Annotated in this window: 14 protein-coding genes; 8 read left to right on the forward strand and 6 right to left on the reverse strand. The window is 63.6% G+C overall.

Translation table 11 applies throughout. From position 1 onward, the window contains the following. Positions 1-214 precede the first annotated feature (214 nt). From ACQRAG_RS01470 to glgP, 6 genes are all read left to right on the forward strand, one after another. Positions 215-700 (forward strand): transglutaminase-like cysteine peptidase, encoded by a 486-nt coding sequence (locus ACQRAG_RS01470; protein ID WP_304020209.1) that lies wholly within the window; start codon positions 215-217, stop codon positions 698-700. A gap of 3 nt (positions 701-703) precedes the next feature. Further along, complete coding sequence (locus ACQRAG_RS01475) at positions 704-2,791, forward strand: HD domain-containing phosphohydrolase (RefSeq protein WP_427803757.1); 2,088 nt, start codon at positions 704-706, stop codon at positions 2,789-2,791. A 263-nt stretch (positions 2,792-3,054) separates the two neighbouring features. Beyond that, positions 3,055-5,103 carry an amylo-alpha-1,6-glucosidase gene (locus tag ACQRAG_RS01480; protein WP_427803758.1) on the forward strand — a complete coding sequence of 683 codons (2,049 nt, stop codon included), beginning with the start codon at positions 3,055-3,057 and terminating at the stop codon, positions 5,101-5,103. After that, the gene (locus ACQRAG_RS01485; protein WP_427803759.1) at positions 5,103-6,566 is read left to right on the forward strand and encodes a glycosyltransferase; all 1,464 of its coding nucleotides are present in this window, start codon (positions 5,103-5,105) and stop codon (positions 6,564-6,566) included. Before ACQRAG_RS01480 ends, ACQRAG_RS01485 begins: the two co-directional genes overlap by 1 nt. A gap of 1 nt (position 6,567) precedes the next feature. After that, positions 6,568-7,779: a glycoside hydrolase family 57 protein gene (locus ACQRAG_RS01490; protein ID WP_304048120.1), complete on the forward strand. Its 1,212-nt coding sequence runs from the start codon at positions 6,568-6,570 to the stop codon at positions 7,777-7,779. 103 nt (positions 7,780-7,882) lie between these two features. Next, the gene (gene glgP / locus ACQRAG_RS01495; RefSeq protein WP_427803760.1) at positions 7,883-12,130 is read left to right on the forward strand and encodes an alpha-glucan family phosphorylase; all 4,248 of its coding nucleotides are present in this window, start codon (positions 7,883-7,885) and stop codon (positions 12,128-12,130) included. A 128-nt stretch (positions 12,131-12,258) separates the two neighbouring features. Here the strand turns inward: glgP and ACQRAG_RS01500 are convergent, their stop codons facing one another. The 6 genes from ACQRAG_RS01500 to ACQRAG_RS01525 form a co-directional block, all read right to left on the reverse strand. Then, positions 12,259-13,266 (reverse strand): GNAT family N-acetyltransferase, encoded by a 1,008-nt coding sequence (locus ACQRAG_RS01500; RefSeq protein WP_168935265.1) that lies wholly within the window; start codon positions 13,264-13,266, stop codon positions 12,259-12,261. Between the two features lie 144 nt (positions 13,267-13,410). Further along, positions 13,411-15,360 (reverse strand): ATP-binding cassette domain-containing protein, encoded by a 1,950-nt coding sequence (locus tag ACQRAG_RS01505; RefSeq protein WP_204625724.1) that lies wholly within the window; start codon positions 15,358-15,360, stop codon positions 13,411-13,413. A 7-nt stretch (positions 15,361-15,367) separates the two neighbouring features. Further along, on the reverse strand, positions 15,368-16,558 hold the full coding sequence (locus ACQRAG_RS01510; protein WP_168935267.1) for an ABC transporter permease: 1,191 nt from the start codon (positions 16,556-16,558) through the stop codon (positions 15,368-15,370). Positions 16,559-16,623: 65 nt separating this feature from the next. Beyond that, complete coding sequence (locus tag ACQRAG_RS01515; RefSeq protein ID WP_297138974.1) at positions 16,624-17,784, reverse strand: glycosyltransferase family 2 protein; 1,161 nt, start codon at positions 17,782-17,784, stop codon at positions 16,624-16,626. A 7-nt stretch (positions 17,785-17,791) separates the two neighbouring features. Continuing rightward, positions 17,792-18,235, reverse strand: a complete 444-nt coding sequence (locus ACQRAG_RS01520; protein WP_204674368.1) for a hypothetical protein — start codon at positions 18,233-18,235, stop codon at positions 17,792-17,794. Continuing rightward, complete coding sequence (locus tag ACQRAG_RS01525) at positions 18,232-19,314, reverse strand: glycosyltransferase family 4 protein (RefSeq protein ID WP_297138970.1); 1,083 nt, start codon at positions 19,312-19,314, stop codon at positions 18,232-18,234. The genes ACQRAG_RS01520 and ACQRAG_RS01525 overlap by 4 nt, the downstream gene beginning before the upstream one ends. Before the next feature lie 83 nt (positions 19,315-19,397). On the opposite strand from ACQRAG_RS01525, the gene ACQRAG_RS01530 reads away from it, so the two are divergent. Continuing rightward, positions 19,398-20,393, forward strand: coding sequence for a polysaccharide deacetylase family protein (locus ACQRAG_RS01530; protein ID WP_304020198.1), 996 nt, complete (start codon positions 19,398-19,400; stop codon positions 20,391-20,393). Between the two features lie 106 nt (positions 20,394-20,499). Then, entirely contained in the window at positions 20,500-21,402 is a 903-nt protein-coding gene (locus ACQRAG_RS01535) for a DMT family transporter (RefSeq protein ID WP_239465021.1), read from the forward strand. Positions 21,403-21,456 lie beyond the last annotated feature (54 nt).

Below are 21,456 nucleotides of genomic sequence, written 5' to 3' on the forward strand. Positions count from 1 at the left end.
CTGCACGGTAACGGAATGTTGACCGTGCCATGCCGCACTGTTTCGCGGCTTTGACAGCGGAGGTTTTTCCTGTCTTCCACAGTTCGTACATTTCGGAAAAATTGGGAGGCAGGGGCCTTGGTTCCCGGCGCAGGCCGCCTCCATCCCCCTGTTCGGGACCGTGGAGTTCCGGCGCCCTCTCGACAGCCTGCCCGCCTGGGCTGAGGTCCGCCGCATGAACGAGCTGGAGCCCATCTTCGTCAGCGGCAAGGTCTTCACCCGGACCGCCACCTGGGATTCCTTCAAACAGGGGGCGCAGGGCAAAAGCGGCATGGAACTGCTGCGCTATGTCAATACGTTCTGTAACCGCTTTCCTTACCGTGAGGATATCACCAACTGGGGCAAGGCCGACTACTGGGTCTGGCCCAACCTGTTCCTCAAAAAATCTGGCGACTGCGAAGATTACGCCATCGTCAAATATTTCACGCTCAAAGAGCTGGGCATGGATACGGACAAACTGCGTATCGTCGTCCTGCGCGATACCCTGCGCCGCCTGTCCCATGCCGTTCTGGCCGTCTACATGGACAATGACATCGTCATCCTGGACAACATCAGCAATGCCATCCTGCCCCAGGGGCGCCTGCGACATTATGTCCCGCAGTTCTCGTTCAACGAGAAGTCACGCTGGGCCCACATGCGAGGCAAAAAAACAAACGAGTAGCCCATGTACACTCCCGACCCCGACCTCCCTGCCAAGCCGCATCATTTCATGAGCAAACGGCTGGGCATCAGCATCAGCCTCGTGCTTTTCGTGCTGGTCCTGCTGCTCTCCTATGCCCTGTGTTCCCTGCAGGTCGACCGGAGCACCCAGGCCATCCTGGCGGACAAAAACCGCTTCCTCCTGTCCAAGATCGATACCATGCAGATCCGCCTGCAAGACTGGCGGCGGACCATGCTGGAACAGACCAATACGCTGGCCCTTTCGGAGAGCGTCCGTCTGTTCGCCTCGGACATGGCCGCCCTGCCCTCCGATCTGCTGGACAAGAGCTCCCGCACCGCCGCTCCCGGATCCGACAGCGACCAGCTTTCCTTGCTGGACCAGCGCGAATACATGCAGCAGCTGCTGGCGGACATCGCCTACCAGAACGATCTTGACCGCATCCGCATGTTCCTGCCCGATGGCCGCAAGATCGTGGACAGCGCCTCTGACGCTGCCGACAATCACGACGACGATCTTCTCGTCCGGCAGGCCGTCACATCGAGGACGCTTTCCTTTGGTGCCATCCACAAGCATGGGGACCGTTTCGCCCTGCAGGCCGGTGCCCCCCTGTTCGAGATCAGCGGCAAGGACAGGCCCCGTGTCGTCGGCTGCCTGCTCCTGTGCTTCCCCATGGACGCGGCCCTGACGAACATCCTCCAGGACAAGGAAAGCCAGCTCAGGCTGGTGGATCTTTTCCCGGACAGGAGCAGCGTCTTCCTGCTGCGGGAGGACGCCCTGCAACAGCTCCCCCTCCGTGCAGGCGTGGCCGGCGCCCATTCGCTGGACTTCAAAAAGCGTCCTGCCATGGCCGGAGGGGATGACGTCTATTCCCTGGCCTTCATCTCCTCGCTGCCCAATACGCTGATGCTGGTGGCCTCCCTGCCCGCTGCGGACATCGACCAGGAGATCCTCCACAAATCCATGCAGATCTATGCCGTCGGCCTGCTGACCAGCCTGGGGATCGGCCTGCTGCTGGCCTTCGGGGTCTCCTGCCTGGTGGGGCGGGCCCACCGGGCTTCGGCCGCCTACTTCAAGGCCCTGTACACGGTCATCCGCGACCAGAAGCAGGTGCTGGACAGCGTCAACGATTCCATGCGCCTGGGGCTGGTCCTGTTCAGTGCCACGGATGGCGTCCGCATCTTCAACCCCGAATTTGCCAAGATCTGCGGCGGCATCCCGCAGGAGGAGCTGGCCGGCAAGTCCCCCAGGGATCTTTTTCCCCAGGAGGCCGCCGACAAATTGCAGGCAGGCATCGAACGCAAGATCAAGGAACCGTCCTTCGACGGCGTGGAGCTGGCCTTGCCCGGTACTGACGGCAAGGAACATCTTTACAGGGTCTCCCTCTATGTTTTTCTGGACAGGCAGGAGCAGGACGCCGCCAAGGAAGCTCCCCTTCCCGGAAGCGTCGTGGCCATCTTCAAGGATATCACCCGTTTCCGCCGGCAGGCCCAGAAAGCCCAGGAACGCCAGCACCATCTTATGGAAGCCCTGGTGCGCGCCGTGGAATATGTGGACCCCAACCTGGTGGGCCATACCCGGAAGATGCGGCATGTGGCGGAGCTGCTGGCCAGGCATATGGAGCTGGACAATACGGCTGTCCTGACCCTGCGCATGGCTTCCCAGCTTTCGCAGATCGGCAAGATCTTCGTACCGCACCATCTGCTGCGCAAAAGCGGCAAGCTCACGCCCGAGGAGCAGCAGGCCGTACTGCAGTCTTCGGAGTATGCCTTCCGCGTCCTGTACGGGATCAACTTCGGGCTGCCTGTTCCCGAAGCCCTGCACGACATGAACGAAAAATTCGACGGCAGCGGTCCGCGGGCCCTGAAGGGCGATCAGATCAATCCCCATGCCCGCCTGCTGGCCGTGGTCAACGCCTTTTGCTCCATGGTCAGCGACCGGGCCTACAGGCAGGGGATGCCCATCGGCCAGGCCCTGGACATCCTGTCGGCCAGCCCCGCCTTCGATCCCGCCATCGTGCTGGCATTGCGGGAGATACCCGCGGAGGACCTGCGCTCCGCCCTGGCCGGGGAGGACAGCCCTTCCCGGGCCTAGACTGAAGATCACCCAAGGGGACGACGTGAAAACGCCGTCCCCTTGTCATACTCTCTGCCGGAAGCGTGCGTATCCTTTTTCCCGGAAAGCTGTTTTGACATCCCCGCAAGAGCTGACGTATACTGAAACCAAACATGAAGCGGCCGTCAGCTCCGGAAAGACGACGCTTTGCCTCCCCTGCCCTGCACTTTCGCGGATGCAGCGGCCCGCCCCTCTCCACGGTCTCCGCGGATATGTCCATCCTTTCCGGTTGAGGAGGATACATGAAATTCCAGTTTGACCGTCCCGCCTGCCAGAACCTGCGCAAGGCCCTCCGCAAGGAGTGGCTGGAGACCAACGGTCTTGGCGACTATGCCTCCAGCTCGCTGGTATGCTGCAATACGCGCAAATACCACGGCCTGTTCGTCACCGAGCTGGCCCGGCCCGCAGGCCGCCATGTGCTGCTCTCCACGCTTGAGGAATCCCTGCTCATGGCAGGCAAAGAGTTCTTCTTCTCCTGCCGCAAGCATCCGGGCGTGTACTTCCCGCGCGGGCATGAATACATGCAGGCCGCCTCTGCCGGGCTCTGGCCCTCTTTCCGCTACCGTTTCGGCGACGTGACGCTGACCCGCGAGCTCATGCTGCTGCCGGGACGGCATGTCCTCCTCATACGCTACAAGGCCAGTATCGCCAGTCCCGAGACCCCGCCCCTGCGCCTGCGCATCAAGCCCCTGCTGGCCTGCCGCAACATGCATACGGTCATCCGCGCCGACAAAGCCATCGACAGCAGCGTCTCCCCGACCCTGTACGGGGCATCCGTGCGCCCGGATTCCCAGCTGCCCGAACTTTTTTTGCAGATGGACGGCCCTTCCTCCTGGCAGACGGCCCAGGACTGGTACTACAACATCGAGTATCTCGTGGAACAGGAGCGGGGCTTCCCCTTCCAGGAAGACCTGTTCATGCCCGGGATTTTCGAAGTGGATCTTGTTCCCGGCCATGCCGTCTATCTCACCGTCTCCACGGAGAGCCTGCAAAAGGAACACAGCCGGCATGACTTCGAACGGCTGTGGCAGGAAGAGAGCCAGCGCCGGAGCGACGAAGAAGCCGAGACGGACAGCCTGCAAAAGCATCTGGCCCGGGAAGGGGAACGTTTCCTCATCACCACGCCCGGCAGCACGACCGGCCGGATCGACAGCATCGTGGCCGGGTACCACTGGTTCGGCTCCTGGGGACGCGACACCATGATCGCCCTGCCCGGCCTGACGTTTTTTGCCGGTCGCCAGGCTCTGGGCGAACAGATCCTTGCCAACATGGGCGCCGCCGTGCGTGACGGCCTCATCCCCAACGTTTTTTCCGCCGACGGCCGTCATGCCTACAACTCCGTGGACGCTTCCCTCTGGTATGTCTGGGCCGTGCAGATGCTGCTCCAGGTCGATCCGCAGCGCATGGACTTTGTGAAAGAGCTCTGCTGGCCCGCCATCAAGGAGATCCTCCGGGTCTATGCCGGGGGGCAGGTCCCGTTCGTCCGTGCCGACGAGGAAGGCTTCCTTGACGTAGGCGACGAACAGACCCAGCTCACCTGGATGGACGCCGTGGTCGACGGCAGGCCCGTCACGCCGCGGCACGGCCAGCCGGTGGAGATCAGCGCCCTGTGGTACAATGCCCTGGCCTTTGCCGACCATCTGGCCCGGCGCTTCGACGAACCTCACTGGCAGGATTCCGTCGACCAGCGGGACCGCATGCGCGCCGTTTTCGTCCACCGGCACTGGATCAAAGATTACCGGGGCGACTATCTGGCCGACGTCTGGCGGGATGGCGAGCGGGATTTCCGTGTGCGGCCCAACCAGCTGTTCGCCGTTTCCCTGCCCTTCCCCATCCTCGAAGAAGACAATTACGCCTCCGTGGTCTCGCGCGTGCGCCAGTGCCTGCTGACCCCCTGCGGGCTGCGCACGCTGGCCCCCAGCGCCAACGAGTACTGCTCCCTTTATGAAGGCGGGCCCGGAGAGCGTGACAAAGCCTACCATCAGGGCACGGTCTGGCCCTGGCTTCTGGGCGCTTACGGCGATGCCCTGCTGCGGGCGGCCTGGGATGAGGAAGGCGCGGCGCGCGACCTGCTGCATACCCTGACGCCCCTCTTCGGCAGCCATCTGGGCGGCGCCGGTATCGGGAGCATCTCCGAGATATTCGACGGAGACCCGCCGCATCTGCCCAACGGCTGCATCGCCCAGGCCTGGAGCGTGGCCGAATGCCTGCGTCTGCTGAACAGGCTGGAAAAGGTGGCTCCCCAGGCCTATGCGCAGTGGGAAAACGCCCTGCTGCAAGGAGACAGGTAATGCGCGTCCTCATGTTCGGCTGGGAATTTCCCCCCTTCAAGAGCGGCGGGCTGGGCACGGCCTGCCAGGGCATGGCCACGGCACTGGCCAAGAAAGGCACGGAGATCTTCTTTGTCCTGCCCCGTGCCGAAAGTGACCGCCCCGTCCATCTGCAGGACGGCCTGACCATGTTTTCCGCCTCGGGCACCCGGGTCTGCACCCGCAGCGCCCGTCTCCGACGCGAAGAAGACGTGCGCGAGATATGGCGTGACCGCCAGTACACGGAGCTCGTCCCCGGCTTCCGGGACGAGATCGAAGAGATCTGGCGCGAAAAGCTGCATCTGGAATATATCGACTCGCCGCTGCGCCCCTATCTGAACAGCGGCAGCTATCTGAAAGAGCACCGGGAGCTCCAGCGTCTGCTTTCCGAAAAACGTCTGGCCGACCCGACCCTGCGGACCGTCTTGCAGCATGAAGGCCCGGAGCGGGAGCACCTTCTGCGCGAGATCGCAGAGACCCGGGAACAGTGCGAGACCCTGACGCTGCACGGCGGTTACGGCGAAGACCTCATGAGCGAGGTCTACCGTTATGCCTGCGCAGCGGCCGTCATCGCCGGACGCCTGGAATTCGACGTCATCCATGTCCATGACTGGATGACCTATCCGGCGGGGATGCTGGTCAAGCAGCTGACGGGCAAACCGCTGGTGGCCCATATCCATGCCCTGGAGCATGACCGCAGCGGCGACAACCTCAACCAGACCGTGGCCGACATCGAAAAGGCAGGCATGGAGGCCGCCGACCGCGTCGTGGCCGTGAGCCACTACACCAAGCAGGAAGTCATGGCGCAGTACGGCATCCCCGAGGACAAGATCTCCGTGGTCCACAACGCCGTCTCCCGCAATGACATCCACAAGAGCGTGGTCATCCCCGAACACTGCCGTCATGAGAAGCGGGTCCTGTTCATGGGCCGCGTCACCTACCAGAAAGGCCCCGACTATTTTGTCGAAGCCGCCAAGCTGGTACTGGATCGCCTGCCCCACACGCGTTTCATCATGGCCGGCAGCGGCGACATGCTGCCCAACATGGTGCGCCGTGTGGCCCACCTGCGCATCGGGGACAGATTCCATTTCACGGGCTTTTTGCGCAACGGCGAAGTGGACCGCATGTACGCCATGAGCGACCTTTACGTCATGCCCAGCGTTTCCGAGCCCTTCGGCATCGCGCCGCTGGAAGCCATGGCCTACGACGTCCCCGTCCTCATCTCGCGCCAGTCCGGCGTGGCGGAAGTGGTACGCAACGCCATCAAGGTCGACTTCTGGGATGTGCGGGAAATGGCCAACAAGATCTGCGCCCTGCTGGCCTATCCCCTGCTGGCCGCCGAGGAAGTCCGCAATTGCCGTGAAGAACTGAAGAACATCCGCTGGGAGAATGCCGCCACCAAGCTGCGCGCCATCTACGACCAGCTTGTTGCGGGGAGGAGATAGCATGTCCGCCATCTGTTTCTATTTTCAGGTACACCAGCCGTACCGTCTGCGCCACTACACCTTTTTCGATATCGGCGCCAATTCCTGGTACGAGGACGAGAACGCCAACTGCGGCATCCTCCTCAAGGTGGCGCGCAAATGCTATCTGCCCATGAACGCCCTGCTGCTCAAGCTCATCCGGCGCCATGAGGGGCAGTTCAAGGTGAGTTTCTCCATCTCCGGCACGGCCCTGGACCAGTTCGAGACCTACGCCCCGGAAGTCATCCAGAGCTACCGGGAGCTGGTGGCCACCGGCTGCGTGGAGCTGCTTTCCGAGACCTACAACCACTCGCTGGCCTTCCTCTACTCGCCTGACGAGTTCCGGGAGCAGGTCCGCCTGCACGATGACCGCATCGAAGAGCTGTTCGGTGTGCGGCCCACCTCGTTCCGCAATACCGAGCTCATCTACAACAACGCCCTGGCCCGTACCGTGGAGGAAATGGGCTACAAGGCCATCCTGGCGGAAGGCGCCGACCATGTGCTGGGCTGGCGCAGCCCCAACTTCGTCTACAGGCCTTCGGGGTGCGACTCCCTGCGCCTGCTGCTCAAGAACTACCGCCTTTCCGACGACATCGCCTTCCGCTTCTCCAACCACGAATGGCCGGAATTCCCGCTGACGGCGGAAAAATTCGCCAGCTGGGCCCAGGCATCAGGGGCCGCAGGGGACATCATCAACCTGTTCATGGACTACGAGACCTTTGGCGAGCACCAGTGGGAATCCACGGGCATCTTCCAGTTCATGGAGGCCCTGCCGGACGTCCTGCTTTCCCTGCCGGGCTTTAGTTTCGTGACGCCCACCGAAGCGGCGGCCATGTTCCAGCCCGTGGCCAGTCTCGACGTGCACAATTTCATGTCCTGGGCCGACGCCGAACGCGACCTGACCGCCTGGCTGGGCAATGACATGCAGCAGGATGCCATCACGGCTGTCTACCGTCTGGAAGAAAAGGTGAAGGCCAGCGGCAACGAAGATCTGCTGCGCACCTGGCGACGCCTGCAGACATCCGACCATTTTTACTATATGTGCACCAAGTGGTTCGCCGACGGCGACGTGCACAGCTATTTCAATCCGTACGGCACCCCCTATGATGCCTACATCAACTACATGAACGTACTGGCCGACTTCGGCCTGACCCTGGATGCCCCCCTGCCCGCTGCCGGAGCGTCCCGCAGTTAGCGCACTCCCGGCACGGCCTGCCTGACGGATCATGCCCTGCGCGAAGGCATGGCCCGGACAGACCTCTCCGGGGGCTTTCATGAATGCAAGGAGATCCGTCTCAATGTCACAAGATCTGTCAAACGCGACCCTCTTCGAAGTCAGCTGGGAGGTCTGCAACAAGGTCGGCGGCATCTATGCCGTCGTCAGCAGCAAGATCCTGGAAGCCCTGGCTGCCTTTGGAGAAAATTATTTTCTCCTGGGGCCCGACCTGGGCAACAACCCCGACTTTGAAGAGACCGACGAGCCCTGCTGGCAGGAGCTGCGCCAGGAGACCGACCGGCGCAACCTGAGCTGCCGCTTCGGCCGCTGGAACATCCCCGGCCGCCCCAAAGTCATCCTGGTCGGGTACCGTGACCGTTACGACCAGAGCCAGCTGCTGTTCTCGCTCTGGAACCGCTACGGCGTGGACTCCATCTCCGGCGGCTGGGACTATGTGGAACCGGTCATGTTCAGCACGGCCTGCGGCGAAGTGATCGAAGCCGCCTGCAAGGCGCTGCACATCCCTGCCGACGGCCCGGCCCTGGCCCACTTCCACGAATGGATGTGCGGCGGCGGCCTGCTCTATCTCAAGACCAACGCCCCCTATGTGGGCACGGTCTTCACCACGCACGCCACCATGCTGGGGCGCTCCATGGCCGGTTCCGGCTTCGACATCTACAAGCAGATGCACCAGATCAACCCCAAGCATGAGGCCGGGGCCTACAATATCACGGCCAAATGCTCCATGGAGACGGCCTCGGCACGCGAAGCCGACTGCTTCACCACCGTCAGCCGCATCACGGCCGACGAGGCGGGCGTCTTTCTGGGGCGTACCCCCGATGTGCTGACCCTCAACGGTCTGGACTTGCGCGTCATCCCCGACTACAGCCGGGACAGGAGCCTGGCCGCGGCTTCCCGGCAGCGGTTGCTGGAGGCCGCCGGCCGTCTGTTGCGCCGCCGCCTGCCCGAGGATACCCGCGTCTTCCTCGTGTCCGGCCGTTATGAGTATCACAACAAGGGCATCGACGTGTTCCTTGACGCCCTCGGCATGGTCAATACGGCCCTCAGCCAGTCCCAGTCCAATGTGCTGGCCCTGTGCGCGGTCATGGGCGGACACAGCGGGGTCAATGCCGACGCAGTCAGCGGCGACCCGGCCAAACTCCCCGGCCAGGGCGGCTTCTGGATCAGCAGCCATCACGTCTACAACCAGCCCAACGATCCCATCCTCAATGCCTGCCAGCGCCTGGGCCTGGACAACAGGCCGGAGAACCATGTGCAGGTCATCTTCGACCCTGCCCTGCTCGACGGCAAGGACGGCTTCCTGAACATGCGCTATGAAGAGGTGCTGGCCGCCTGCGATCTGGGCGTGTTCCCCTCCTGGTACGAGCCCTGGGGCTATACCCCGCAGGAAAGCGCCGCCCATGCCGTGCCCACGGTCACCACCGACCTCTCCGGCTTCGGCATGTGGGTGCGCTCCAGCCAGCGCGATAAGAACGGCGTGACCATCATCTGCCGCCGCCAGACCTCGTATGACGAGACCGCGGCCAGCCTGCGCGACGTGCTCCTGCAGTATGCCTCCCTGCCCGAAGAGCAGATGCAGGAACACCGGCACATGGTGCGCCATGTGGCCGAAGGCTGCTCCTGGGAGCAGTTCTTCCCCTACTATGTGCAGGCCTACGGTCTGGCCCTGGACAAGGCACGCCAGCGCAGCTCGCAGCCCGCCGGCGGCAGCACGACCCTGACCCGTGTGCTGGCGGCCACCATGTCCACCACGCCCAACCTGCACAGCTTCACGGCCCTGACCTCACTGCCCCCGGCCATCGGCCGTCTGCGTGAGCTGGCCCACAACCTCTGGTGGAGCTGGCACCCCGAATGCCACTATCTGTTCTCGGCCCTCAACGAAGAAGAATGGGAACGCAGCAACCACAATCCCATCGCCACGCTGGAAAAAGCCACCCGGGCACGGCTGATCATCGTGGCCCACGAGCAGAGCTACCTGCGGCTGTACAACCAGACCATGGCGGCCTTCGATGCCTACATGGCCGAGGCGCCGCAAAGCTTCGGCCCCCTGACCCCGCAGCAGCCTCTGGCCTATTTCTCCACAGAATACGGCCTGAGCGAATGCCTGCCCATCTACTCCGGCGGTCTGGGCGTCCTTTCCGGCGACCACCTGAAATCCGCCAGTGACCTGAACATCCCGCTGGTGGCCGTGGGCCTGCTGTACAAGAACGGCTACTTCCGCCAGATCATCGACAAGAACGGCGACCAGACCCCAGTCTATCCCGAAAATGATTTCGCCACCCTGCCCATAGAGCAGGTCAAGGATCAGGACGGCAAACCTCGCGAGATCTACCTCCAGATGCCGGGCCGCCGCCTGCACGTCCAGATCTGGCTGGTGCGCGTGGGACGGATCAACCTCTACCTGCTGGACACCAACCTGCCCTCCAATACGGCGGAGGACCGCAAGATCACGGCCCGCCTGTATGAAGCCGACCGCGACATCCGCCTGCGGCAGGAGATCCTGCTGGGCCGGGGCGGCGTGAGCATGCTGCGCGCCCTGGACATCCGCCCCGCCGCCTATCACATGAACGAAGGTCATTCGGCCTTCCTCATCTTCGAACGCATCCGCCTGCTCATGCAGGAGAATGGCCTGTCCTTCGAAGAGGCGGGCGAAGTGGTGCGCGGCAGCACCCTGTTCACGACCCATACGCCCGTGGATGCCGGCAATGAGCGCTTCTCGCTGGAAAGCATGGAGGCCTATTTCAAGCCCTACATCCAGACCGTGGGCATCAGCTGGCAGACCCTGGTCAATATGGGCCGTTTCGAAGGCAGCGAGCGCAACGTCTTCGAGATGACCGTCCTGGCCCTCAAGTATTCCATGAAGGCCAACGGCGTCAGCGCCCTGCACGGTGTGGTCTCCCGCCATATGTGGCAGGAAGGCTGGCAGGGAGTCCCGGTGGCGGAGATTCCCATTTTCTCCGTGACCAACGGCATCCATGTGCCCTCCTACGCCGGTCCGGCCATGCGTCCCCTGCTGCAAAAGCACCTGGGCGAAGGCTGGCAGGAACTGACGCCCGACGACCAGAAATGGACCCGCATCGCGGACATCCCCGATGCCGACCTCTGGACGGCCCGCCAGACCCAGAAAAAGCACCTGCTGGAAGCCATCCGCTCCAGCCTGCCGGAGTTCTTCAAAAAATTCGCCATCCCCTACGAAAAGCAGCAGGAGATGACGTCCCGGCTGACCCCCGAGACCCTGGTGATCGGCTTTGCCCGCCGCTTTGCGCCGTACAAACGTGCGACCCTGCTCTTTGCCGATGTGGACCGTCTGGCCCGTATCCTGGAAAAGAGCGGCCAGCCCGTCATATTCGTCTTTGCCGGCAAGGCCCATCCTGCCGATGGCCAGGGCATCGGCCTGATCCGGGAACTCTTCCAGCACATGCTGTCGCCCCGTTTCTTCGGCAAGATCTTTTTCATCGAGGATTACAGCCTGGCGGTCTCCCGCCTGATGGTGCAGGGCTGCGATGTCTGGCTCAACAATCCCCGCCGCCCCTACGAGGCCTGCGGCACCAGCGGCCAGAAAGTGGCGGTCAACGGCGGCCTCAATCTCAGCGTGGCCGACGGCTGGTGGTGCGAAGGCTACAACGGTACCAACGGCTGGACCATCGGCCCCCTGGTGGCCAAAGGCAGCCTGGGCCCCGAACAGAGCGACTATGACGATGCGGCCTCCCTGTATTCCCTGCTGGAAGACAAGGTGATCCCGCTGTACTTCGAGCGCGATGCGGACAACCGGCCCCACAACTGGCTGCTGCGCGTCCGCAAGGCCATGCAGACGCTCATCGCCCAGTACAGCTCGCACCGCATGCTGCGCGATTACCTTAGCGACTACTACATCCCGGCGGCCACCAGCCATCAGGAGATTCGCAGCAACCACTACGCCCTGGCCCGCCATCTGAGCCAATGGAAGCAGGACGTCAACGTGCGCTTCGGCTCCGTGCAGATGGATACCATCCGCATCGAAGGCATCAAGGAAGACAGCCTGCTGGACGGCCAGTCCCTGCATGTGGCCGTGACCGTGCATCCCGGCAGCATGAAGCTCGACGAGCTGCTGGTCCAGCTGGTGGCCGGTCCCGGCGACGGCTCCACTTTCACGGAAACGCCCGATGTGGTGGAGATGCAGCCGGAGAACGAAGGGGTGGACGGGACCATGACCTTTGTCTGCACCTACACGCCTTCCCGCAGCGGGATCCATGTGTACGGCGTGCGCGTCATGCCCTGCACCGAAGGCCTGTCCTCGCCTCTGGAGACGCGCCTCGTTTTGTGGGGCTAGGACTCCATGGCCCAACCATGACAAAAAGGGGGATGCCGCTTGCGGCATCCCCCTTTCCTCTTCTTGCGGGCAGGAAAACACCATCGGTATTTTCCCTGTGAAATATCCACGCCCGCGGCCGCATCCTCCTAACGCGGCTGCAAAAACCACGTCTGCGAAGTCGGATGCGCTTCCGTCCAGTGCAACTTGTAGGCCATGGGCTCCCCGGAGGCCGTGCCCATATCATAGCGGACAGCCCCTTCCTCGCACAGCCAGCGTATCTGCTCCACCTGCAAAAGGTTGCCGATGGAAAGATCCTTCCAGGCGGCATCATAGCTGAATTGCTGCCCGCGGTAACATGGCCCCAGCATCCCGCCGAATATGAAACCGATGTCCTGGCCTTCATGCCGGGCGAACATGACGCGCGCCGTGCCCTGCGCGGCAAGGCGGCGGATCATGTCGGCATAGAATTCCCGGGCCGGGGATTCCGTCATGCCGCAGTGCCCCACGCCCTTCCAGCTGCGCTGCTCCACGGCCAGCATCCGGGCATAGACGGCATCGGCCCCGGCCGTATCGGTGGGACAGGAGCGTTCGAACGTGACGCCCCTGTCGGCGGCCCTGCGAAAAGATTTGCGCCACTTGCTGCGCAGATTGGCGGAACGGCGGCTCAAAAAGCCGTCCAGCCCGCCTTCCAGCGAGGCCCCGGCCTGGATGCACTCCCCGGCCAGATAAATGGTGAACAGGGACTCACAGCAGGCATACAGCTCCCGGGCCCTCCTGCTCCCCGGCACTATCCCTCCCAGAAGCAGCGCCGGAAGATGCCCGTAACCATGTGACATGACGGCCAGCGCCTCAGCCAGCAACCCGATCGCATCCGGCCCCAGCAGGGGACAGCCGAAGAGCCAGTGGGCCTCCAGCGATGTCAGGAGCGGCTGCCCTGAAGACAGGAAGGCTTCCGCCAAAACAAGGACACTGTCCTCCGTGTGCTGTGCCAGGACACGACGCCCCGGCGCGAAAGCCCTGTGCGCGGACAACTGCCAGACAGGAGCACAACAAAAAGGATCCGGCTGTGCGGCCAGATCGACGCTCTGCTCCCAGATGCGGCACAGCTCGGGCCGCCAGGGAGACTCTTCTTCCGTGATATATTCCAGTTCCATGCCGTTCTCTGCGGCTCCGGGCAAGGCCGGCCTTGGGCTCCCGGAGCAATGCTGCCGCCCTGTCGTCCTGGCAGCAGGATATGGCAAAACGGCCGATCCGTAACAGGACCGGCCGTTTCCATGTCAAAAGGAAAAAGCACGCTCTCAGCGGTGGCAGGCCGCCTTGAACAGCGAGGTCAGCCGTGCTTCCGTGGCCTCTTCGTCCAGCACTTCCCGGATGCGCTTCCAGGCTTCCGCCCCCAGATGGCGGCGCTTTTCCGCACTGGCGGACAGATCCAGCAAGGTCTGGGACAGGGCCGTGACGTCATTCTGCGGTACGACGATACCGTTGCGGCCGTTCTGGACAACCTCCAGCTGGCCGGGAAGATCGCTCACCACCACGGCCACACCAAAGGCCATGGCTTCGGTCAGGGCCGACGGCAACCCGTCCATATCGCCGCCCCGGGTCATATGACCGGGAGCGATGAAGATGTCCGCACGGCGGTACAGATCGGTCATGGCCTCGTGCGGCAGCTGACCGGGGAAGGAGACGAGCTTGCGCAGGCCAAGACGCCAGGCAAGCAACCGCAAACGCAGACGCCAGGGGCCCGTGCCCACCAAAGTCAGCCGGAAGTCGACTCCGGCCTTCTGCAGGGCCAGGCAGGCCTGCAGCAGGGTATCGTAGCCCTTGCGGCTGGTCATGGTCCCCACGGCCAGCAGCTGCAACGGCTCCGGCACATTGGACGGCGGCATGGAGACGTCTTCGTCCGGCGGGGTCAGGGTCAGGGCATCACGCAGGAGCACGATGCGCCGCGGATCCACGGAGGGCAGCAGCTCGCAGACAGCCTTGCGCGTGGCCTCCGTATCGCAGCGCACGAAGGCAGCCTGTTCGGCCTTCACCAGCCAGTCCTTGGCCGGTGAGGCAAGGTCAGCCGTACGCACGGCAAAGGCAAAGGGGATCTGCAGCATGCGGGCCGCCACCCAGGCCGCGGAGGCCGGAGCATGGGCGCCCGAGGCGTACACGAACTCGATCTTTTCTTCCAAGCACCAGCGGGCCAGCAGCGCCCCGCACCCCATGAGCCAGAGATTGTGGAAAAAGCTCCCCTTCCCGGAGGGGATGGACTTCCACAGTTCCCAGGCAGTGGCGGAGGTGCCGCGCAAGTGCGAGAACAGCATGCGCATGACGGAGAAGAAGCGCCACGAGCTGATGTGCCGCACCGGCAGCGGCAGGGCATAGCCCTGCGAATCGCTGTTGAGGAAGCTGGCCCCCTCGATGGCGTAGATGCGGGAAAGCAGACCGGCCGCATGCATGCGGTGGGCCTCTTCCATCAGGCAGCGGCCCGAGGCTTCAGGGAATTTTTCCGCCACCAGGGCCCCACGAAGGATGGGCGTGGGGGCCGCCAGCAGGTTCTGCTGCTGATCCGGGCTGACAGGCACGGGCTCGTGCTTTTTGCAGACCAGGATGCCGTCTTCCAGCGTGTAGACGCTGTCGCAGAACTCGGCCATCTTGGGGTCGTGGGTCACCATGATCATGGCGACCCCGCCCTTGTGGCAAAGGGTGCGGAAGTTGTCCATGACCACACGGCTGGTACGGGCATCAAGGGCCCCGGTGGGTTCGTCCGCCAGCAGGATGCGGGGATTGTTCACCATGGCGCGGGCAATGGCCACACGCTGCTGCTCACCACCGGAAAGGCGGTTGCTGCGGTAATGGACGCGGGCGGAGAGCCGCACCAGCTCCAGGGCCCGGATGACACGCTCCCAGCGTTCCGCGGGGGGCACGTTTTCATAGATGAGGGGGAATTCCACATTCTCGAACACGGTGGAGTGGTCGAACATATTGCTCGACTGCATGACGAAGCCCATGTTGCCCCGCCGGAAAGCAGCGGTCTGCTCCCGGTTGAATTCCAGGACATTGGTCCCCAGGATCTCCAGCGTGCCGGAATCGGGCGCATGCAGCATGCCCAGCACGTGCAGCATGGTCGACTTGCCGCACCCGGACGGGCCCATGATGGCCACGAGTTCCCCCGCTTCCACCTCGATGTTGACGCCACGCAAAACAGGCGAAAAGCCCGCGTAGCACTTGTACAGATCTTTGGCAATGATAACCGGCGCCATAGTTCACCTACTCGAAACGCAAGGCGGAAACGACATCCATGCGACTGGCCTGAATGGCAGGATACAGGCCGCCGGCCACCCCAATGATGGCGGAGAAAAGAATACTGCCGGCACTGCTGGCCGCGAGCAGCGGATACGAGATGGAGGTGCCCAGAGACCAGGCCCCTATCTCGACACTGAGGGTACCCACCAGGATGCCCAGCAGGCCACCGGCTACGGACTTGCACAGGGCCTCGGCCAGGAACTGGGCCAGGATATCCTTGTCCGAACCGCCCATGGCCTTTTTCAGGCCCACTTCGCGCGTGCGGGCACGCACAGCCGCAAAGGTCCCGTACCAGATGCCGAAGCCGCCCAGCATAAGGGAGGCCACGATACCCAGCCAGAGCAGGGCCTCGACCCACATGAAGGTCGTCTTGATGCGGTCGAGCTGGTCATCCTGCGTGGCGATGACCAGATACGGCGCGTCCTGGTTGGCCCGGACCACAGAGGGGATCTGGCGCACCACCGGAGCCACGTCTTCCCAGCCGATGGCACGGACGAACAGGCGGGTGATCTTGCCGGAGCCCCAGTTTCTGTCCTCCATGACCGTGGTCGGCAAAAAGCCGCCCTGGTTCCACTCACCCAGCATGACGCCGGTCACCACGCCCACGACCTCGACGACGTCCTTGCCCAGGAAAAGCAGCTTGCCCACAGCCTGGGCGGGGTCTCCGTACAGATTCGTGGCGGCCTCACGGCCCAGCATACAGATGCGCCGATGGCCGCGCACGTCTTCCTCGGACATCATCCGGCCGGCCACGAGCTCCAGGGAATAGGTCGTGGCAAAATACTGGTCCACACCGATGAAATGGACCCCCAGCGTCCGTTCCCCGCTGGCACGCAAACTGAACGTTATCCCCTGACGCACATTTTCACTGATCATGCCCACACCGGGGATCTTGCGCAGCGCTTCCACCGTGCGGGGAGAGAAATCGCGTCGTGGCTGGCCGGGGTATTGCGCATCATCCATGTAGACACGGATGATGTTCACCCCGCCCATGAGCACCATGTCCTGACCCACTTTGTAGCGGATCTCCTGTCCCAGTACGGACAGGGCGATAAAGGCCATGATGCCCAGAGCGATGGACAGTATCACGCCAAAACCACGCTGGCGGACGACCTGTCGCAAGCTCACGCGAAAAAGGTCCGACATTGCAATCATGCTGTCACCATAAGGACTTGCATCCTGATTGTAGATAGCTAAGAGGTACCGGCGGCAGAAATGCCCTACTTCTGGCGGCGCATCCTGATGACGCGGCCCTGACGGCCGACCTCATACCAGATGCCCTGCCACAGGACGCCTTCCGCGAGGATGGTACCCAGATAAACCCAGACGAACATGCAGGCGCTGGCGCAAAAAGCGACCATCCAGCGCCAGACAGGAAAAACGGCTTCCTGAAAATGGGCCCAGCTGCGCAGCACCAGCGCCAGGGCCGCGGCATAGACCAGCACGCCCACAAGCCAGCCGAAGGAAAGCTTGCCCAGCAGCACGCCCAGCACGGCCAACACGGCCCAAAGCACGGGCAGCAGCATAAGGCAGGCCAGCACGCCCAGCAGGACCCACTGGTAGGGAATACAGAACTTGAGGAACAGGATCTGACGGTCCATCCAATGATGCCAGACCCCCAAGTCATGCTCCCGGGCCTCGGTCATCAAAACGGCGTCACCGCTCAGACGGATGCGGGCCCCCAGATGGATGAGCCGGTCAGCCAGGGAACAGTCGTCCACCACATTGGACATCCAGAACTCGCGCACGCCATAACGGCGGAACGCCGACAAACGGAAGCACATGGCGCCGCCCCACAGCTGGGTGAAGCTCGAGATGCCCTGCAGATAGCGCATCAGCTGGACACACAGGGCATAGGCCATGGTGACGATGCCCGTATCCCGCGCCACGACCTTGTGATAGCCGGTGCTGAAATCCTCGCCGTCCACCACAGGGGCCACCAGACGGCGGATGAAATCACGGGGAGCGATGTGCGTGCTGTCGCAAAAGGCCAGCAGTTCGACCTCGTCCTCCACGGCTTCCACGCCCTTGAGGCTGTTATGGTTCTTCTGGCCACAGCCCTTGGCGAAACCGGCCACCACATGCCGCAGCTGCGGATAGCGGGCCTGCAGCTCTCGCGCGATACCGGCTGCCGGTTCGTCAGCGGTGGCCGTGACGATCACGGGGTACAGGGCGGGGTAATCCTGCTTGAGCAGGCTCTCCAGGGCCTCCCGCATACGCGGGTGGTTCCCCCCGGCAGGCACGATCAGACCGGTACGGGGCCAGTGCGTCCGCTGGGGAGCGGGCTTGCGTTCTTCGCGGTCAAGCCTGCTGCCCACCCGGGACAGGAAAAAAAGCAGGGCACACTGCAACAGCGCCAGAACAAAGAAGGTAGTCCCCATAACGACCTCAATCCTGTTGATGCGTTGATGTTTCAGGCAGGGGCGCACAGTCGTCCGTCAGCGGGACATCCCGGAAACGCCTGGCCACTGTCGTGAAGCGCATGCCGTTCCCCAGACGGATCTTGACCTCGACATCATCGCCGGGCAGGAAGCGCCCGGTGATCTTGTGCCCTGAACCATGGGTGGCAGAAAACGTGTTGTTCTGCACGGAACCATAAACATGATAGACATCGACCTGGCCGTTGGAGGAACGGAGCAGGACGACACCGCGTAATTTGCCGTCGGCGGCAAAACACATGCCCATACGGAAACTGGCTGTCAGGACATCGCCTGTCCAGAGTTCCGTCACTTCATAGGTCCCGGTATTTCCCGCAGGTGCGGCGGCAAAGCTCCAGAGCGGGGCTGCGCACAGGCAGCAGCACAGGCAAAGACAGGCCCAAAGACGCTTCATGCCCGCTCCCGTGCCGCCAGACGCATAAAGATGCCTTCATGCGCCGCCACCATGGCGTCAAACGAAAAACTCCGTTCCACTCGCTGCCGTCCGGCCCTGCCGAACCTGTCGCCCTGCGCGGGATCCGCCAGCAGCGCGGCACAGTTGTCGGCAAAGGCGGCACTGTCCCCCACCGGCGAGAGCAGACCGCTCTCCCCCCGGGTCACGAGCCGGGGGATGCCGCCGGTCTCCGTGGCGCATACGGGCAGACCGGCTGCCATGGCTTCCAGGATCACATTGGGCTGGCCCTCGCGCACGGAAGTCAGCGCAAAGATGCGGGCGGCCGCGTAATGGGCGCGCACATCCGGGGAGCCGGGGCAGAATTCCACGCCCCCGTCCGGCAGATGCTCCGCGACCCAGGCCTTGAGCTCCTTTTCCCGCGGGCCGTCGCCCACAAGACGCAGGCGGACGCCGGGATGCCGTTCACGCAGCAGAGCGAAGCCTTTCAGCAGGGTCAGATGATCTTTGTCTTCGGCCAGACGCGCCACACAGAGGATGAGCGGCGGACGCTCCGAAGGCGCGGGCTGCGCAGGCGCGAAACGCTCCGTGTCCACCCCGTTGGGCACATAGGTCAGCCGCGCGGCCGGGACGCCCAGGCCGGAAAGGACATCAGCGAGCGCCTCGGAATTGCAGACCATGTGGTCCGTCAGACGCCAGAGAAAACGCTCATGCTGCCTGCGCGGCGCTCCACCGCCACGCACCGTGCCCACGATGGGGATACCCAGCAGCCGCCCCCAGAGACGGCCCCAGATGTTGGGCAGAGCCGTGCAGGGGACGAGGACATCAGGTGCCAGGCGTTTGAGGGCCGCCGGCATGAGCGCAAAGAAGAAGGGATTCACCTTGCGGCTGCGCCCCAGATATTCCACGCGGATACCGGCCTGTTCGACCTGTGCATCAAGGTCGGTCCTGCCCGTAAGGACCAGCATGGAGACATGGAAGCGCGTCCTGTCCAGACGGCAGGCCAGCTCGACCATCTGGCGCTGGGTACCGCCAAAACAGAGATCTTCCATGACGAAGAGCACATGTATTTTATCAGACATGGGTGCATCCTCATGTATTCCGGGCAAATTTGCAAGTCCGTAGCCGCATTGCCTTGCGCGCGCCTTGGGCGTATCGTCTTTTTATGAGTACCCCCCATCCCCATACATCCGACAGCCCCCTGCGGGTGGTCGTCAGTCTCGATGTCGAAGAAGAAGGCCTGTTTTCCGGCCATTATGCCACCAGCGGTTGTGGCGTTTCCAATGTTTCCCTCCTGCCCAGGCTCGCGCCGCTGAGCAGGGATCTGGGCTTTCCGCTGACGCTGTTCTGTGCCCATACGGTCTTTGCCGATGCCGGGGCCTGCCGTGTGCTGGAGCAGATGCGCGATCATTACGGCGCGGAGATTGGGGCCCATCTCCACCACTGGAGCACGCCGCCGGCCTCTCCGCTGGATCCCCCCCACGAAGGCCAGCCCACACGCACGGACAAACTGCCGCGCGACCTGCTGCGCCAGCGTCTGGCCACGCTGCTGGATGCCGGGCGGGAATTCCAGGGCGCTCCCCTGACCAGCTTCCGCATGGGCCGCTGGGACCTCAAGGACTGCGTGCGTCCCCTGCTTTCCGAGGCAGGCATCAAGGTGGACAGCTCCGTCTGCCCCCTGCGCCATTTCCCGGGCGGGCCGGACCACTTTCTTGCCCCGGCGGATCCCTACTGGGTGGAAGGCTGGCAGGGAGCTCCCCTGCTGGAGGCACCCATCACGCAGATCCCCCTGCATCCCGCGCTTGCCCAGCTCTGGTACCGGGCCTGCCCTGCCGCCTCACGGGACAAGTTCCATTTCTGGGGCGTCCTCAGCCCCAATCCGTTCTGGCATGCGCCCCGGATCATGCGCTGGGCCGCACGGTTGCACCGCCGACGGGGCGGACAGGTGCTGAGCCTGTTCTGGCACTCTTCCGAGATGCTGCCCGGCGGTTCCCCGCATGTGCCTGACCAGAAGGCCGCGGACGCCGTTCTGGAACGCATCCACGCCTTCCTGTCCTGGCTTCGGGAGACCTTCCCGGTCCAGGGCTGCACCGCCAGCCAGCTGGCAGAACTGCCTGCGGGCACCTTCCCTGCCCGCCCGGCAGGCCAGGGCGACTGGTAAAACGCGAACCGAACGGGACAGGCTCCGGGCCTGTCCCGTTTTTCCAGACGCTGTGGACCGACACAGCGTTTTTTTCATGGCTCCATCTGACCGAGGAATGACACTCATGGCCGCGTCCCTGCCTTCTCCCGTCTCCCCTTCCGCCCGCCGCCACGGCCTGATCCTGATCCTGCTGACCGTCTTTGCCTGGTCGGTCATCGGCCTGATCTCCAAAAACTGTCTGGCCGCCGGTGTCAGCCCGCTCGAAACGGCCTTCTGGCGTGCCGCCATCGGCGCCGCCTGTTTCATCACCCACGCGACACTGAGCAGGCAGATCCGCATCCCGCTACGCCACGCGGCCCTGTTCACCGTTTTCGGCTTCTGGGCCGTGGGCGTCTTCTACGCGGCCACGTTGTACGCCATCAAGCTCAGCGGCGCGGCCATGGCCGTGGTGCTGCTCTATACGGCACCGGTCTGGGTCGCCATGTTCTCCCGCTTTCTGTTCCATGAACCCATCACCACCCGCCAGTGCGGCATCATCGCTCTGGCCCTGGCCGGTACGGGCATGGTCTGCTTCTCCGGCGGCAGCCTGCCGGGGCAGACATCGTGGACAGGCATCGCCTGCGGCCTGCTCATCAGCGTGTGCTACGCCTCCCACTACCCCTTCTGCCGCTGGTGGCAGGACCGCTATACCCCGGCCACCCTCTATGCCTTCATGCAGCTGGGCGGCGCGGCGGTCATCTTCTGCCTCACGCCTGTCAGCCTCGACCACAGCCTCTCCACCTGGGGCTGGCTGCTGATCCTGGGCGGCTTCACCGGCTATTTCGCCTTCTTTTGCTACGCCCAGGCCCTCAAGCGCCTGGGGCTGGTCCGTACGGCCGTGCTCTGCTACCTGGAGCCCATCCTCAGCACCATCTGGGTCTGGCTGTTCTGGGATGAGTTTTTCAGTCCGCTGGGCTGGGCCGGGAGCGCCCTGGTGCTGGCCGCCGTCTTCTGGCTGAACATGGACAAGAGCCGGGCCGCCTCCTAGGCGGTCAGTGGCCTGCTGCACAAAACGGCGGTAACGGCCCACAGGATGCCACAA

The organism is Desulfovibrio sp. SGI.230, assembly GCF_050313065.1.
Taxonomy (GTDB): Bacteria; Desulfobacterota; Desulfovibrionia; order Desulfovibrionales; family Desulfovibrionaceae; genus Desulfovibrio.

Bases quoted from the DNA above. Each gene is read 5' to 3' on its own strand.
- ACQRAG_RS01470 (WP_304020209.1), top strand. From the start codon at position 215: ATGAACGAGCTGGAGCCCATCTTCGTCAGCGGCAAGGTCTTCACCCGG.
- ACQRAG_RS01475 (WP_427803757.1), top strand. From the start codon at position 704: ATGTACACTCCCGACCCCGACCTCCCTGCCAAGCCGCATCATTTCATG.
- ACQRAG_RS01480 (WP_427803758.1), top strand. From the start codon at position 3,055: ATGAAATTCCAGTTTGACCGTCCCGCCTGCCAGAACCTGCGCAAGGCC.
- ACQRAG_RS01485 (WP_427803759.1), top strand. From the start codon at position 5,103: ATGCGCGTCCTCATGTTCGGCTGGGAATTTCCCCCCTTCAAGAGCGGC.
- ACQRAG_RS01490 (WP_304048120.1), top strand. From the start codon at position 6,568: ATGTCCGCCATCTGTTTCTATTTTCAGGTACACCAGCCGTACCGTCTG.
- glgP (WP_427803760.1), top strand. From the start codon at position 7,883: ATGTCACAAGATCTGTCAAACGCGACCCTCTTCGAAGTCAGCTGGGAG.
- ACQRAG_RS01500 (WP_168935265.1), bottom strand. From the start codon at position 13,266: ATGGAACTGGAATATATCACGGAAGAAGAGTCTCCCTGGCGGCCCGAG.
- ACQRAG_RS01505 (WP_204625724.1), bottom strand. From the start codon at position 15,360: ATGGCGCCGGTTATCATTGCCAAAGATCTGTACAAGTGCTACGCGGGC.
- ACQRAG_RS01510 (WP_168935267.1), bottom strand. From the start codon at position 16,558: ATGATTGCAATGTCGGACCTTTTTCGCGTGAGCTTGCGACAGGTCGTC.
- ACQRAG_RS01515 (WP_297138974.1), bottom strand. From the start codon at position 17,784: ATGGGGACTACCTTCTTTGTTCTGGCGCTGTTGCAGTGTGCCCTGCTT.
- ACQRAG_RS01520 (WP_204674368.1), bottom strand. From the start codon at position 18,235: ATGAAGCGTCTTTGGGCCTGTCTTTGCCTGTGCTGCTGCCTGTGCGCA.
- ACQRAG_RS01525 (WP_297138970.1), bottom strand. From the start codon at position 19,314: ATGTCTGATAAAATACATGTGCTCTTCGTCATGGAAGATCTCTGTTTT.
- ACQRAG_RS01530 (WP_304020198.1), top strand. From the start codon at position 19,398: ATGAGTACCCCCCATCCCCATACATCCGACAGCCCCCTGCGGGTGGTC.
- ACQRAG_RS01535 (WP_239465021.1), top strand. From the start codon at position 20,500: ATGGCCGCGTCCCTGCCTTCTCCCGTCTCCCCTTCCGCCCGCCGCCAC.